The organism is bacterium (assembly GCA_021372515.1).
Lineage (GTDB): Bacteria > Gemmatimonadota > Glassbacteria > GWA2-58-10 > GWA2-58-10 > JAJFUG01.
Genome location: JAJFUG010000055.1, coordinates 21,037 through 36,563 on the forward strand (window position 1 = coordinate 21,037; position 15,527 = coordinate 36,563).

Genomic DNA, 15,527 nt, shown 5'->3' on the forward strand with positions numbered 1-15,527 from the left:
GGCCATAGAATCAACCCTCTCGAACACGTCCATACTGCCGTGGCTTGAATATATCACTTTATCGATTGAGATTATAATATATCGAGGATCGTCTGTCAAGAATCTTTGAAGAAATTATGTTGAGGTTCTTGGCCGCAGCCGTCGGCGGGGAACTATCCTGGGCAAGGAGCGAAGCTGACTGCGGGAAAGGGAAAGAGATGTTTCAGGAGAAAAGCGGGCTTCCCATAAGCAGATCCCGGCCCGGGACTGGATTGCCGGGCCGGGATTCAGAACGGCTCAGAAACCGCAGGGGTCCACGGGCGGGCTGTCACCCCAGCCGGCGAACCAGCCCCCGGGCAGCACCACCGCGGCGTGCACGTGGGCCAGGTTCTCGCGTCCGGTCAAATGATAACCCATCTTTTCCAAGGCCAGGCGGGTCTCCTCCGAAAAGGCGCGCGGCTCGGCCACGATCTCGTCCGGGAAATGCTGGTGGTGGAAACGCGGCGCGCTGACCGCCTCGCGCACGTTCATCCCGAACAGGGTCAGGTTGAGCAGCACCTGGGCCACCCCGGTGGTGATCGTGGAGCCGCCGGAGGCCCCCAAGGCGGCGTAGAGGCTCTCCCGGCCCGCGGAGTCCGGCCGGGTCACGATGGTAGGGGTCATGCTGCTCAGCATGCGCTTGCCCGGAGCCACGGTGTTGGCCTCGCCCTGGCGCAGCCCGAACTTGTTGGGCTGTCCCGGCGCGGAGGCGAAATCGTCCATTTCGTTGTTCAGCAGGAAACCCGCCCCCGGCACGACCGCGCCGTTGCCGAACGAGCCGTTGATCGTGGTGGTGACCGAGGCCGCCCCGCCCCAGCGGTCGATCACGCTGAAATGCGTGGTGTGGGCCGGCTCGGGCAGCCCCGCGCCCACCCGGTCGCTTTGGCCGGCATGTCCGGACGGGATCAGCTTACGCCGCCGGTCGAGGTAGCTTCTGGACAGCAGGCTGTCCAGCGGCACCCGGACAAAGTCGGGATCGGCCAGAAGGGCGTTGCGGTCGGCATAGGCCAGGCGCTCGGCCTCCACCACCAGGTGCGTGTAGGCGGCGCTGTTGAACCCGGCGTTCTCCGGATGCAGCGGATCGAGCAGCCCCAGGATCTGGGCCAGCACCACGCCTCCGGAGCTGGGCGGCGGCATGCCGTACACTCGGTAGCCGCGGAAATCGAACACAGTGGGCTTGCGCTCCCGGCAGCGGTAAGCCGCCAGGTCCTCCCGGCTGATCAGCCCGCCGCCCTGGGCCATGAACGAGGCCAGGCTGTCCGCCACCCAGCCGGCATAGAACCCCTCGCGGCCGTGGAGGGCGATCTCGCGCAGCACGCGCGCCAGGTCGCTCTGGCGCAGGGTGTCGCCGGCGGCCAGGGCCGGGCCGTGCGGGAAATACTTGGCGCGGCTGGACTGCCAGGGAGCGAACAGGGTGCTGTCCTCGACCAGGCCCCCGTGCAGCCAGGGCGAGACCTCCATACCCCCCTCGGCCAGGCGCAGCGCCGGCGCGATTATCTGCTCGCGGCTGAATTTGCCCGAGCCGAAACGCTCCAGGGTGGTGAGCATACCCTCCACACTGCCAGGTACGCCGGAGGCCAGAAGGCTGCGCTGGCTGAGCTCGGGACGGGCCTTGCCCTGGCTGTCCATGAACATCTCCCGCGTGGCCTTGGCCGGGGCGGCCTCGCGGTAGTCCAGGGCATGGACCAGCCCGAACGGCTCACGGTACAGGCAGAACCCGCCGCCACCCAGATTGCCCGCGGCCGGCCAGGTCACTGCCAGGGCGAAACCCACCGCCACCGCGGCATCCGCGGCGTTACCCCCGGCGCGGAGCACCTCGAAACCGGCCGCCGCAGCCTGCGGTTCGGTGCAGACCACCATGCCCACCTCGCTCATGAAAGGCTGCATACGCTGGGCCTGCAGCGTGGAGGGGGCGATGCAGAGGAGGCAAAGCAGAATCAGGCTGGTTATTTGCTGATATGTCTTGCTGGTCATTATTTCGTTCCTTATGTGTGTTGGACTGTATCATTCCCCGCCGTAGCGGGCCAGAACATCGCGCCAGTCGCCGGGACGGCCCCGCAGCTCGGCCACGGCCCGCCCGCCCGTTTCCAGGATGGCCCAGGCCGCCGGATAGCTGAACCGTCCGGCCCACAGGTGCACCCCGTCATCCCGCTCCACGCCCGTGCGCTCGAAGCCGGAGAGCGCGGACAGAGTCGACTCCCCCTCGGCTCCGGACAGGCCGCTCTCGACAGGCCGCACCACGCCCGACACGGCGAAACCGCCCAGGCGAAGGCTCAGCGGCCCGCCGGAGAGCAGGCTGATCTCGATCCGGGTGGAACCCTCGGCCGCGCCGGCCGAGAACCCAACCCTCAGCACGGACTGCCCGGCCCGGCCTGTCACCACTGCGCCCGCGGCGGAGCGGCTCTCGGCCCGGAACCCGCTGAACGACCGCCAGCGCCCGTCCTGCTGCCAGAACAGCGCCGCGGCCCCGCCACCGTAAACCTGGGCGAAACGGCCGCTCAGCAGAAGGTGATAATACTTGCTTTCGGTGTAGGCGTGGTGGTTTATCCCCAGGTTCCAGAGCACCACATGACGGCGCGTGCGCTGCGCGGCCAGGGGCAGCGCAGCGCTGAACGGCCTGATCCCGGGTGTCCAGGCCTCGGCCGGGGCGCGCCAGAACGGGCTTTCCGCCGGCACCTGCGCCAGGTGGCAGACCCGCCCCAGCCAGTAGGTGCTGCCCCGGCAGGAATAGCTGTCCAGCACGTCGGTCTTGCGGCCGATAAATCCGGGCAGCAACAGGCCTCCGTGGTCGGTCGCGGCCTCCAGGGGCAGCCAGCGCAGTGCTCCGGCCACCGCGCTTCGCCAGGCGCCGGGGCGCCTCACCGGCAGGCCGCGGCGCAGCGCCATGGCCAGGCCGTCCAGGAAAGTCTGGCGGTACAGGATCGAGCGGCCCCAGACCGGCGCCACGCCCTCCTCGTCGAAAAACTCCAACAGCGTGTCCAGGAACTCTACCGCCCGCTCCCGAACTGTCTCCGACAGCTCGGGCACGGCGCCCAGCTCATCCAGCATCAGAAGGTAGGGCTGCATCTGGTTGCCGTTGTAGGTGTCGAACGCCTCCTGCTCGCCGTCACGGTACCAGCCGTCCCCGGCATAGAAATCCTGCACCACCCGCCGGACATGACTGCGCATCCCGTCCCTGTCCGCTTGGAAGCCCTCGTGCAGGAGGAACGCCTGAGCCAGCGCCGGGAAAAGCCGCCAGTTGGTGTCATCCACCCGGCGTCCGTCCACCTGAGCCAGCCAGGCCGCCACCTGTGCCTTCTCACTCGCGGACAGCGGCTCCCACAGCACGGCGCGGGCGTTGTGAAGGCACCAGGCCAGCGAGCTTGCCTCGCAGATCGGCTGACTGTGGTCGTTCATCCGGCCCCAGTAGCCATCATCTCCGGGGTCGGTGCCGCGCAGGAGTGTCCGCCGCGCCGCAGCGGCGAATCTTTCGGCCGGCTCGAACGGCTCCACGGCGCGACCACTCAGCCAGGGCGCCGCGGCCAGCAGGGGCCGGGAGAAGGATTCCAGGCGGTCCGAGAGTTCGCCGTTGTCCGAGGCCGGATCCAGCAGCGGCCCGCAGTCTCCGGCCAGCACCGGGCCGAGAGGAGCGGCCAGCGTGCGCAGCCAACGGCGGATAAAAGAGCTTTCAAGGGCGGCAGGAGTGTCCGCCGTGTGGGTCAGGCTGTCCATTCAGGGTTCCTTGCTCCCGTTGACAGGTAGGGCGGGACCGCCTCAGCTATCCAGCACCCGGCGCACCACGTTGGCCAGGTCCTCGGCGGTATAAGGCTTGGAAAGGTAGCCGGCGGCCCGGACAACAAGTCCGTTGTCCACGCATTCATCGTTGTGACCGGAGGAGATCAGCACGCGGGCTTCCGGCTTGCGGGCGATGATTTTCTGGAACACCGTGGCCCCACTCATCCGGGGCATGGTCAGGTCGAGCAGCACCAGGTCGATACCGTCCTCGTTCTTCTCGAACAGCTCCAGCCCGGTCCGTCCGTCCAGCGCCGAGAGCACTTTATAGCCCAGGTTGCCCAGGCTGAGGCCCACGAATTTCTGCACCACCTCCTCATCGTCGATCACCAGGATGGTCTCGCTGCCGCCGGGCAGCTCGGCGGTCTCGTGCTCCTCCTCGAGCAGAATGGCCTCCACCGCGGGCAGGAAAATGTGGAAATCGGAGCCGCGTCCGGGCGCGCTCTCGATGTAGACCCGTCCGCCGTACTTGCGCACCACGATGTTGTAGACCATCGACAGTCCGAGGCCCTGTCCCTTGCGCGCCTTGGCCTTGGTGGTGAACAGCGGGTCGAACGCGCGCCGCTGCACCTCCAGGCTCATGCCCACCCCGCTGTCGGAGAATGTCAGGTGCACGTAATCCCCGGGGGCGAGGCCGGAGGGGTCGCCCTGGCCGATCAGGGTCAGCGAGGCGCGCAGACGGATATGGTCACCCTCGGAGACCCCCTTTTCCTCGATCGCCTGCACGGCGTTGGTGCCCAGGTTCAGGAACACCTGGCTCAGCTCGCCCGGGTTGGCGTTGACATAGAACCGGCCGGGCTTGAAATCCACGGCTTTCTCGATCAGCCGGTCGGTGGTCTTGTCCAGCAGGCTGAACACCTCGGAGCCGACCTCGTACATGTCCACCGAGCGGCGCTCGGCCACGAACCCGCCCGAGAGGGACTGGAACTGGCGGATCAGCTCGCCGGCGCGCTGGCAGGAGCGCTCGGCGTCGCGCACGCACTGGCTCTGGACCTCGCTCAGCCTCCCGGCCTGCATGGAAAGCATCGAGATGTTGCCCATGATGCCGGTGAGCAGGTTGTTGAAATCGTGGGCGATCCCGCCGGCCAGGGTGCCCAGGGAGTCCATGCGCTGGCGCAACTGGAGCTGCTCCTCCAGTTGACGGCGCTCGGAGATGTCTTCCAGGCAGAGCAGGACCATCATCTGGCCCCCGATAATCAGGCGCGTCGAGGACAGCAGCAGAGAGACATCCCGCCTCTCACCCAGACGCAGCACGCCGGTCTGCACTTCGTAGCGGTCGAAGCCCTGCCCGAAATCGAAAGTCTTGCGGATCACGTTGCCCACCGTGCAGTTCTTGCAGACCTGGTCGCAACCGCAGGTCACTTCCCGTTCCACGTAATTGGCGCAGCCGAAAATCTCGCCCCAGGGACGGTTGATCAGCTCGGGCAGCGGACGGCCCAGGGTGCGGGCGCCCGAGCGGTTGATCTTGCGCAGGCGGCATTTCTCATCGATCAGGGCCATGAACAGCGGGGCGCTGTCGAAAATCGCCGAAAGCTCGGCCTGGCTGGAGCGAAGCTCCTCCTCCCAGGCCTTGCGCTCGGTGATGTCCTTGGCCACGCCCTGCGTGCCGGCGAACACCCGCCGCCCCTGCTCGTCCTCCAGGTAATAGCCCTCGGCCGAGACCAGGAAAACACGGTTGTCCGACCCGCCGATAATGGCCGAGCGCGGTCCGGGCAGGAACCGCACCTCCAGGTAGCGGGTTTTGCGCTGGCCGGTGCGGCGCTCGTCGATCTTGCGCGCGGCGTGCTCACGGTCATCCGGGTGGATTATCTCCAGCATGCGGTGGCCCAGGAGCAGGTCCCGGTCGTAGCCGTAAAGCTCGAACGCCCCGCTGGCGAAAACGATGCGTCCCTCGGTGTCCAGACGGTAGATCAGGTCGGGCGCGCCGTGCAGCATGTTGTCCAGGTGGGCCCGGCTTTCTCGCAGCTCCTCCTCCTCCCGCCGACGCTCGGTCAGGTCGATCAGGATGCAGCGCAGGCGGTCCTGCTCCAGGCTCAGGCAACCAATCAGGCAGATCACGGGCGAACCGTCCGGCCGGGCGAAATCCATTTCCCGCAGCAGATGGCTCTGCTCGTGGCCACCCTCCGGCGGGCGCTGCTCCGCCCAGTGCAGGGCGAGGTCGGGCAGCCGCGCACCGACCAGCTCGGTCTCGGTGCGCCCCAGGATCGCGGCCACGGCGTTGTCGGCTTTAAGGATGGTGCAGGTCTGGTCCAGCTCAAGCCAGCCGAACAAGTGTCCCTGTACGTGGACCTCGGGCGGCGGACCGCAGCTTTCGGTGCTGTACGGTTGCAACGCGGTCAATATTTGGCTCGCAGGAATGTGGGCGTCAGGGCTTTTCAAGCTGGATTTCCGGTCTTTCATGGCGGCTTTGTCGGGAACCCGTGGTCAGTGTGCTCTTAGAATATTACCGTGCGCCCACGTTGTCGGTCAAGCGACGGCACGCATATTACCGAATAAAGGAGTCCCTTGCCGGTATTTTCCACTCATTCGGCAAAAAAGTCAATGAATCCGTGCTTCGCCGTTCGGACTGGACTTTCGCCGCGGGCTGAATTATCGTTCCTAAATGTATCCCTACATCCGATAATCATCCGTACGGCCCTGAAACCCGGTCAAGACTGGAGAACGAAATGCGACTGGCCATGATTGAAACGTCCACCGGCCCGGCGCCGGCGGTGCGCCTTCCGGACGGCCTTTACGCCCCGATTGCCTCGACCGGCCCCTGGGGCGACCTGGATGAGCTGATCCGCTGCGGCGGGCCGGCGCTGGCGCGGGTGCACTCCGCCCTGGAGCGGGGCGACCTGGCGACCCTGCCCGGGGCGAAACTCCTGCGCCCGCTCAGCCGTCCCGAAAAGATCATGTGTATCGGCAAAAACTATCGCGACCACTGCGCCGAGATGAAATCACCCCTGCCGGAGCGGCCGGTCCTGTTCGCCAAGTACCCCAACACCCTGGCCGGGCCGGAGGATGAAATCAGCCTGCCCGCGGTGAGCCGGATGGTGGACTGGGAGGCCGAGCTGGCCGTGGTGATCGGCCGCGCCTGCCGCAACGTGGGGGTGGAGGAGGCCAGGCAGTGCGTGTTCGGCTACACCTGCGCCAACGACCTGACAATGCGGGACGCCCAGAGCCAGGACGGACAGTGGGTGCGGGCCAAAAGCCCGGACGGGTTCTGCCCCCTGGGGCCGGAGCTTGTCACCGCCGATGAGGTCGACAACCCGCAGGCACTGGACATTTCCCTGCGCCTCAACGGTACGGTGATGCAGAGATCGAACACGCGCGAGATGGTGTTCGGCGTGGCCGAGCTGGTGAGCTACCTGTCGCGCACCATGACCCTTCAGCCCGGGGATGTCCTTCTTACCGGCACCCCACCGGGAGTGGGCGCCGGGCGCGACCCGCAGGTGTTCCTCGCCCCCGGCGACCGGGTGGTGGTGGAAATACAGGGTATCGGCGCCCTGGCCAACGTGATGCGCGCCGAGGCGTAATTTGCAGTTTGACCACATACGTCTAAGTGGAAAGAGATCCACAAGATGAATGTTCTTCTTTCGTTTCGGCGAAAGAAGCAAAGCCAGCGGCCGCAAACTCGTCCGCACTACGTCTCTTTTTCGACCGGTAGTGTGCACGAAGCTTTGATTCCGCTGCCGCGTTGAAGCGGCGGCGCTGCCGCGAATCGCCGCCATGCCGTGCGGCATCTGCAAGCCGGGCCGTTTCATTTTCTTTTATACGCTGCCCGTGCTGCAGGCTCAGACATGTGCGGCCCCCAAAAGAACCTGCGGCGGCCTGAGGGCCGCAGGTGGAACGAAGAAGAACCGAACCCCCAAAACAGGCAAGAGGGTATTCTTCCCGGACTTTGAAACCGTATGCAAGGAATCGGATCGGGCCGCTGGACAGCGCGGTACGTAACTTGCGTAGCAAAAAGCCGTCCGTGGCCGAAGCAGCGCAACGGCCTTGACAATTAACATATTTGCTTGCAATTTTTACCTTTAGCGTAAAACCGTTTCCAAAGACGAACGAGGATCGATGCGGTCGGGACAGCGCGAGGAAAACCGGGCCGGGAGCCGTTTGCACCGTGTGCAGTCGGTCCGCCATCTGACCGGCCAGGTCTTTGTCCTGCGCGTGGACCGTCTGGGCGTTCCGGCCGTGGCGGGACAGTGCGCCACCCTGGGCGCCTGGGGCTCGGGCCTCAACCGCGAGTACTCGATGTACGGCGGCCAGGACGAGCCCTGGTTGGATTTCCTGGTGCGCGAGGTGGAGGACGGCCAGGTCTCGCCGCGGCTCAAGCAGCTCGCCCCCGGCGACCCGGTGGAGATGGACGGCCCCTACGGGCGGTTCGTGATCGAGCAGCCCGGGGACCGCTCCCGTCGCTACCTGTTCGTGGCCACGGGCGTGGGGATCGCCCCGTTCCACAGCTACCTGGCCAGTTTTCCCTGGCTGGATTACCATCTGATCCACGGGGTGCGGCTGGCCGATGAGCGCTACGACCGCGACCACTACGACCCCGAGCGCTACACGGCCTGCCTGTCCCTTGAGGCGGGCGGCGATTACCGGGGCCGGGTGACCGATTACCTGCGGGCCCACCCCGCCGACCCGGAGTGCTACTGCTACCTCTGCGGCAACAGCGGGATGGTGGCCGAGGCCAGCGAGATCCTGCGCGGCCAGGGAGTGAACGGCGACCATCTGTTCACCGAGGCCTTTTTCTGAAATTCCGGGCCGGGGCGCAAGTCTCCGGCGGCGTGCGGCGGCAAGCGGATTCCGGTGGTTTCCGGCCCGCCCGCGCGCGGCTCAAATAAATGAGGGAGTTCCCAGATGAAAGTGGCGATTTCATATCCGCCCATAGTCAACGCGCGGGGCCAGGTGGCGATGGTCTCGCAGAACCGCAACGTGCAGTTCTTCAAGAAGCCGACCTACCTGTTGCCGGTGATCCACGCCCAGGCCGCCACCTGGCTGCGCGACCTGGGAGTCGAGGTGCGCTGGGATGACGGGAACTCGCAGGGCAAGAGTTTCGACGAGTGGTACAGCGGGCTGCTGGCCTGGGAGCCAGACATCGTGGTGTTCGAAAGCACCACGCCGGTGATGAAATTCTACTGGCGCCTGACCGACCGTCTGAAGTCCGACCGCCCCAAGACAATCGTGATCATGACCGGGTTCCACTCCATGCGCCGCCCGCAGGAGACCCTGGAGAGAAGCCGCGCGGATGTGGTCCTGCGCAGCAACCATGTGGATTTCGCCCTCAAGCGCCTGGTGCCCTATATCGCCGAGCACGACAAGTGGCGCCTGACCTGCGATATCGAGGGCCTCTGGATCCGCATGGATGACAACGAATTCCGCAGCACCGGCAATTTCCGTCAGGTCGAGCCGCTCGAGAACAGCCCGGACGTGGACCGCGACCTGGTCGGGTGGAAAAATTACGCCTTCGAGAACGGCAATTACCTCCAGACCCCCGGCACCTACGCCACCAGTGTGATCCGCGACTGCATGTTCGGCAAGTGTACGTTCTGCCGGTACAACGGCCCAGACCTCACTTTCAGCATCCGCCCGGTGGAGCAGAGCCTGAACGAGTACCAGCGCCTGGTCGAGCAGTACAAAGTCCGGGAGATTTTCGACGACTCCGGGGTCTGGTACCGCGGCAAGCAGGCCCGCGAGTTCGCCCAGGGAGTCATCGACCGCGGGCTGCACAAGAGCGGGGCCTATTTCGGGTTCAACACCCGTTTCGCCTACCTGGACGAGGAGACGATCAAGCTGCTGGGCAAGGCCAATTTCCGCTTCGTGCTGATCGGGCTGGAGGCGGCCGATGAGGTCACGTTGCGCCGCCTGAACAAGGGCTACCTGCCCAAGCACATCCTGCCCAATCTGGAATTGTTCACCAAGTACGGCCTGCACCCGCACCTGACAATCATGGTCGGCTACCACTGGCAGACCCGCGAGCAGCTCAAGCAGACTGTGGACATGACCCGCGAGATCATGTTCAAGGGCCTGGCCCGCACCCTCCAGGTCACGCTCTGCACGCCGCTCGATTTCACCCCCTACCACCAGGAGTGTATCGACGAGGGGGTGATGCTGACCGAGGACTACGACGATTTCGACATGAGCAAGATCATTGTCAAGACGCCCCTGCCGCACGAGGAATACTACAAGGCCATCCGCGACATGTACGGCGTGGCCCTCGACCCGCGGTTCCTGGCCCGCCAGATGATGTTCCTGGCCTCGGGCCGCAAGCGCGACTGGCAGTTCCTGTTCAGCTACGGCTGGCGGGCGCTGCGGCGGGTGCGTAACCACATTTTCAACCTGACCCAGGCCCACACGGTGATCCCCGGCGCGGGCGGCAACGGCGACGACAGTTGCAAGCCCACGGCGGTGGGCGCCTGCTGAAAAGTTTTTTCCTAAACGGACAACTCGGAAGGCCCGGATTGTATCCGGGCCTTTTTATTACATCCGTATTCATCGCACCCTCGACGCCATCCTGTCCTAATTATAAGCCTAAAAAACCTTTAGAAGACCGGTTCCGAGCGACTACAGCCGCCGTAAGACTTATTTTTATGCCCTGCACCGAGTTAAATCACCTGGAAATAACCTTCCACTTTGGACGAATGCCTGTTAATATAGTGCTAAGACACCCTCGGCGACTGTTGCGGAACCAAACCGGCCGATGTCGGGAAATCTCCGGCGCCGATTTGCATTTTGAATGCATTTTTCCCAAAGCACCGTTTTCTGGCATCGGCCTGCGTAGGGGCAGGCCCCTGTGCCTGCCGTCTTGTATTCGGGCGGCCACAGGGGGCCGCCCCTACAGGATATTCCTTTACCGGCTTGAACGCAGATAAACCCGAAACTTAGTGCCACTAATCCGGAGAATTCACCTCGCCAGCCTGTTTCCCCCTAACGCTTACACCAGAAAAGAAGAGGCCCCCACATGTCCTGTCGCCGTCTGCTTTTCCTGTCCCTGGTCTCCGTGCTCCTCGCGGCCGGCAGCCTGGCCGCCCAGGAGCGGCTGAACGTGTTCCTCTCCTTCGAGGACAAGGGCGAGATCGACGCGCTCAAAGCCTCGCCGGGCGTGCAGCTCGCCCAGTCCACCCAGTTCCCCACCTGGCGCCAGAACTCCATGGAGACCGTTTTCCCCGCCGGCGGCGGCCAGCTCACACTGGCCGGGTTCCCCTCCGACTGGCGCCAGAGCGGCGCGCTGCTCGTTTTCTCGTGGTGCGAGCAGCCCTCCGAGCTGACCCTGGCCCTGGAGGACTCGACCGGGAACACTTTCCGCAAGAGTTTCGGCCTGCGCACCGGGGCCAACCATATCCAGCTCGAGCTGGCCAAAACCCGCGGCCTCAATCTCGGGAAAATGCAAACCCTTCGGCTGGAGTCTCCCGCCGCCGGCAGGATGTATCTGGACTACATCGCCCTCGACCGCTACAACAGTCTGCTGGATGAGCGGGGACGGTTCGATTTCCGCTACAAGACAGAGGTCGAGACGCCGCATTTCAAATGGGGCAACCCGTTGCCCGGCGGGCCGCTGAACGTGTACGCCCTGTGCGGTATCATCGACGGCCGCGGGATTGTGGAGCTGGCCCAGCGCCTGGACCTCAATTTCACCACCACCAGCATGGGCGTGCGGGACGCGATGAACCTGTACGGGTTCGGCGAGTTCTACGAGGAGCGCGGCGGCGGCGCCTCCACCTCCATGACCTATGTGGCCGATGACATCCTCAACGGGCCGGATTATGACGTGATCCTCTGGCCGGGGCTGCGTCCCTGGGAGAGCTACCCCCAGGCCGTGCGCGACCGCATCCGCCACCTGGTGGAGGACGAGGGCAAGGGCCTGGTGCTGTTCTCCCCGGTCTCGGAGGCCGCGGATGGGGCCGGGCTGTGGGACATCTCGCCGCTGGCCGGGGTCGGCGAGCACGTGAATATCTGGCCCGAGGACAAGGTGACCCTGGATTCGGCCCATGTGGACCAGAGCGCCTGGAAAGTGACAAAGGACCATTTCATCACCCGGGGCCTGGCCCTGGACGCTTTCCCGCAGGGCAAGCTTACCGTGATCGCCTCCAGGCCCGCGGGCGAGGTGCTGATCTCCACCGAACGCGGCACCCCGGTGCTGGCCGTGCGCAAGCTGGGCAAGGGCCGCGTGGTGGCGTTCGGCTACAGCCAGCGCGGCATGATCCCCGAGGTGCCGCGGGTCTGGGACACCGGGCTGCAGTACGACTACTGGGAGTACATGTGGTCCATGGTGGCCCGGGCCACGCTCTGGGCCGCCGGGCGCGAGCCGCAGGACGGTCTGGCCGCCCTGGAGCGCAAGGGGCCCAGGGTAAATGTCGCCCTGAAGGCCGCCGCCGGGGCCGCTGACGCTCTTCAGGGACGCCTGACCGATGACCACGGCCAGGTTGTCACGCAGTACGACATTCCGCTCAAGGCCGGGGCCAAAAACGTGATAGTGGACCTTCCCGCCAACCTTCCAGGCGGGCGCAGTTTCCTCGACCTCAAGCTGACCCGCGCCGGCCGCTCGATAGACTGGGCCACGCAGATTGTCGAGCGCCAGCCGCAGATCAGGATTGAAAGCCTGAGCCTCGACACCGACCGCGTGAAGCTGGGCGGCAGCCTGACCGCCACGGTCAAGCTTTCCTCCACCAAGCCCGGCGCCTGCACCCTGGTCGCCGCCCTTTACGACAACTACGACCGTCTGCTGGCCGAGAAAAAGGAACAGCTCACAGTCTCGGGCACGCTGGAGAAGAAATACGAGTTCAGCAGCGTGGGGGCGCTCAGCCACCTGGCGCGGGTGCGCTGCCGAGTCGAGGGCGACGGGGCGGTCCAGGACCGCGCCGAGGCCGAGGTGTTCGTGCTCCAGAAACGCCTCTGGGACGATTTCGACATCGTGATGTACCTGTTCGGGCCCAACTCCATGCCCGGCATCTGGACCGCCATCGACAGCCAGCTCCAGCGCATGCACGTGACCACCCTGTCCAGCTACCCGGTCAGCCACTGCAAGCACGCCAACTACATGGTGCAGGCCCAGGCACGGGTGAGCGGCCAGGAATCTCCGGATGACGGACCGGACCGCGTGTACTATGATGAAATGAAGAAGAAATACGTCGAGACCGGCGACAAGATGGGCCTGGTGCGCAAGTACTGCCTGAACGACCCGGCCTACCGCAAGCTGATCCACAAGCAGCTTACCGAGCTGGCCTCGCCCTGGGTGCCGTTCTCGCCGCTTTCGTACTACGTGCTGGAGGAGCCCTCGCTCACCTGTTACGGCGACGCGGTGGATATCTGTTTCGGCGAGCACACCCTGAGCGCCCTGCGCGACTGGCTCCAGACCCGCTACGCCTCGCTCGATGCGCTGAACAAACAGTGGGGCGCCTCGTTCTCAAGCTGGGACAAGGTGGTCCCGGATGACGCCCGCGAGGCCCAGGCCCGCGGCAATTATTCCTCCTGGGCCGACCACCGCACGTTCATGGAGCTGACCTACGCGAACAGCTACAAGCTGCTGCTCGACGAGCTGCGCCAGCTCGATCCCAACGCCAGGATGCTCAACTCGGGCACGCAGATATCCGGCTCGCACAACGGCTGCGACTACAGCCAGCTCAACCAGTACACCCTGCACCTGAACGCCTACGAGTACGAGATACACCGCAGCATGAACCCGGCGGTGAAAATATCCGGCGGTGCGGGCTACGGCGTGATGGGCAAGTACGTGCTGCGCAATTTCTACCAGAACCTGTTCAAGGGGGCCAACGGCGGGCTGTACGTGTTCTGGCAGTACTGCACCGTGGACCCCGACCTGACTCTCAACCAGAGCGCGCTGGACATGCTCCAGGGCTTCGATGAGTTGCGCGGCCAGGGGATCGGCAAGCTGGTGGGACTCGCCCTGCCCGACAACAACGGCATCGCGGTGCACTACTCCTACCCCAGCATCCACGGGGCCTGGATCGTGGACGGCAAGGTGGCGGACCATGTCACCTACCACACCAGCGACTCGTTCGACCGCTTCCAGGCCAACAACTCCGGCTGGCTCGAGCTTCTGCGCGACTGCGGCCTGCAGTTCGATTTCATCCCCTACAGCGCGGTGGAAAAGGGTGGGCTGATCGAGAAAGGCTACAAGACTTTCATCCTGCCCATGAGCTACGCCCTGAGCCAGGCCGAGACGGATGAGATTGTGAAGTTCGTGGAGGCGGGCGGCACGGTCATCGCGGACGGCCTGCCCGGGGTGATGGACGAGCACTGCGCGTTCCGCGACAACCCGAAACTGCAGAAAGTGTTCGGGATCAAGACCGGGCTGTCCAGCGCCGCGCAGATCACGGCCGGCCAGGGCGACCTCGCTCTGAAACCCGCCGGGGCCCAGGTGCTGGGCCGCAAGGGCGGCAAGGCCACGCTGCTGGTCAACCGCTACGGCAAGGGCCAGGCCTGGCTGCTCAACTATTTCCAGGACACCTACAGCCAGGACAAGTTGAACGGCGCCAACGGCCCGGCCCTGACCGACCTGCGCAAGGTGCTCTCCGGCAGCGGCGTTGCCCCCAAGGTGCAGATTGCCGGGGCGGACGGCAGCCCGGTGAGCGGCTGCGAGCGCTACCTGTTCAACAACGGTAGCACACGGTTGCTGGGCCTGGTCCCGGACATGGACCGTCCCGCCGAGGAACGGATCGAGGTGCGGCTGGACGGCAGCTACGCGATCTACGATGTCCGCCACAAGAGTTTCCTGGGCCGTGGCGACAGGTTCCTGACCCTGATCCAGCCGGGCGTGCCCCAGCTCTTCGCCTTCGTCGCCGACCGGATCACCGGGATCAGCCTGGAGGGACCTTCCAAAGCCGCCCGCGGCGAGGAGATAGCACTTTCGTTCAAGACCGGCGGCGCCACCGACCTGCGCTCCGTGGCCGTTGTCACTGTCACCGACCCGGCTGGAAAGGAGCGCCGTATCTACGGCGGCAACCGGGACATCCTGGGCTCGGCCGGCGCGGCCGCGTTCCGCACCGCGCTCAACGACCCGGCCGGCGACTGGATTGTCGAGGTGACCGAGGCGGCCAGCGGCGAGCGCGACCGCGCCGTGATCCACGTGGAGTGAACGGCTCCCTCGCCGTCCGATGTTTGGAATTCAGATGTAGGGGAGGGTTTCAAACCCTCCCCTACGCCGATCCGGCCGCTCGATCCTGCGGCGGGCAACGAGAAGTGGAGAATCTGAAACGACTGGCCTTGAGGAGATGCGATGCGGAGTTCATTCTGGATGATTGCGTTTCTTCTCTTTATGTGCAGCGGGTTGTGCGCCGCTGATTTCGAGGTCTATCCGTCCCACCCGCGGCTGTTCTTCCGCGACTCGGCCTGGGGTGAGCGCGGCCTCACCCTGGCGATGGTCAAAGCCCGCGCCGCCCGTCCCGAGGCGCAGCCGGTGCTGGAGAAGCTCAACCGTTCTCTGCCCGACCTGGCCCTCAGGAGCCTGGTCGCCGGTGACCGCGAGGCCGCCCGCGAGGCGATCCGACGCCTCCAGCAGCCGGTCGAGCGGGACGGCACCACCACGGACGGCGAGCTGGTGGCCCTGGCCGCCCTGGCCCTGGACTGGCTCTGGAACGACCCGGAGTTCAGCGACACGGCCAAGGCCAAAGCCGTGGCGAACCTGGCCGCCGGGGCGGACAGCCTGATCCATGACCTCGGCTCCGGGGCGCACATTTTCCACACGCGCATGTACGGCTGGGCCACCGGTGTGGGCCTGGCCGGGCTGGCCCTGCACGGCC

The 15,527-nt window shown here is 65.4% G+C and carries 8 protein-coding genes; 5 read left to right on the forward strand and 3 right to left on the reverse strand.

What is annotated here, in order from left to right:
- Positions 1-276: 276 nt before the first annotated feature.
- The 3 genes from ggt to LLH00_05725 are packed head-to-tail and all read right to left on the reverse strand — an operon-like array spanning position 277 to position 6,129.
- Positions 277-1,992, reverse strand: coding sequence for a gamma-glutamyltransferase (gene ggt, locus LLH00_05715; protein MCE5270764.1), 1,716 nt, complete (start codon positions 1,990-1,992; stop codon positions 277-279).
- Between the two features lie 30 nt (positions 1,993-2,022).
- Positions 2,023-3,729 carry a DUF2264 domain-containing protein gene (locus tag LLH00_05720; GenBank protein ID MCE5270765.1) on the reverse strand — a complete coding sequence of 569 codons (1,707 nt, stop codon included), beginning with the start codon at positions 3,727-3,729 and terminating at the stop codon, positions 2,023-2,025.
- Positions 3,730-3,771: 42 nt separating this feature from the next.
- Positions 3,772-6,129, reverse strand: coding sequence for a PAS domain S-box protein (locus tag LLH00_05725; GenBank protein MCE5270766.1), 2,358 nt, complete (start codon positions 6,127-6,129; stop codon positions 3,772-3,774).
- Positions 6,130-6,455: 326 nt separating this feature from the next.
- Here LLH00_05725 and LLH00_05730 point away from each other — a divergent pair, with 326 nt between their 5' ends.
- From LLH00_05730 to LLH00_05750, 5 genes are all read left to right on the forward strand, one after another.
- The gene (locus tag LLH00_05730) at positions 6,456-7,307 is read left to right on the forward strand and encodes a fumarylacetoacetate hydrolase family protein (protein ID MCE5270767.1); all 852 of its coding nucleotides are present in this window, start codon (positions 6,456-6,458) and stop codon (positions 7,305-7,307) included.
- Positions 7,308-7,842: 535 nt separating this feature from the next.
- Positions 7,843-8,523 (forward strand): oxidoreductase, encoded by a 681-nt coding sequence (locus tag LLH00_05735; protein ID MCE5270768.1) that lies wholly within the window; start codon positions 7,843-7,845, stop codon positions 8,521-8,523.
- A 105-nt stretch (positions 8,524-8,628) separates the two neighbouring features.
- On the forward strand, positions 8,629-10,191 hold the full coding sequence (locus LLH00_05740; GenBank protein ID MCE5270769.1) for a B12-binding domain-containing radical SAM protein: 1,563 nt from the start codon (positions 8,629-8,631) through the stop codon (positions 10,189-10,191).
- 538 nt (positions 10,192-10,729) lie between these two features.
- Positions 10,730-14,863: a beta-galactosidase gene (locus LLH00_05745; GenBank protein MCE5270770.1), complete on the forward strand. Its 4,134-nt coding sequence runs from the start codon at positions 10,730-10,732 to the stop codon at positions 14,861-14,863.
- A gap of 141 nt (positions 14,864-15,004) precedes the next feature.
- Positions 15,005-15,527 (forward strand): hypothetical protein (locus LLH00_05750; GenBank protein ID MCE5270771.1); only part of this gene is annotated, 523 nt, incomplete at its 3' end.

Coding starts and splice junctions, on each gene's coding strand:
- ggt (MCE5270764.1), bottom strand. CDS start 1,992: ATGACCAGCAAGACATATCAGCAAATAACCAGCCTGATTCTGCTTTGC.
- LLH00_05720 (MCE5270765.1), bottom strand. CDS start 3,729: ATGGACAGCCTGACCCACACGGCGGACACTCCTGCCGCCCTTGAAAGC.
- LLH00_05730 (MCE5270767.1), top strand. CDS start 6,456: ATGCGACTGGCCATGATTGAAACGTCCACCGGCCCGGCGCCGGCGGTG.
- LLH00_05735 (MCE5270768.1), top strand. CDS start 7,843: ATGCGGTCGGGACAGCGCGAGGAAAACCGGGCCGGGAGCCGTTTGCAC.
- LLH00_05740 (MCE5270769.1), top strand. CDS start 8,629: ATGAAAGTGGCGATTTCATATCCGCCCATAGTCAACGCGCGGGGCCAG.
- LLH00_05745 (MCE5270770.1), top strand. CDS start 10,730: ATGTCCTGTCGCCGTCTGCTTTTCCTGTCCCTGGTCTCCGTGCTCCTC.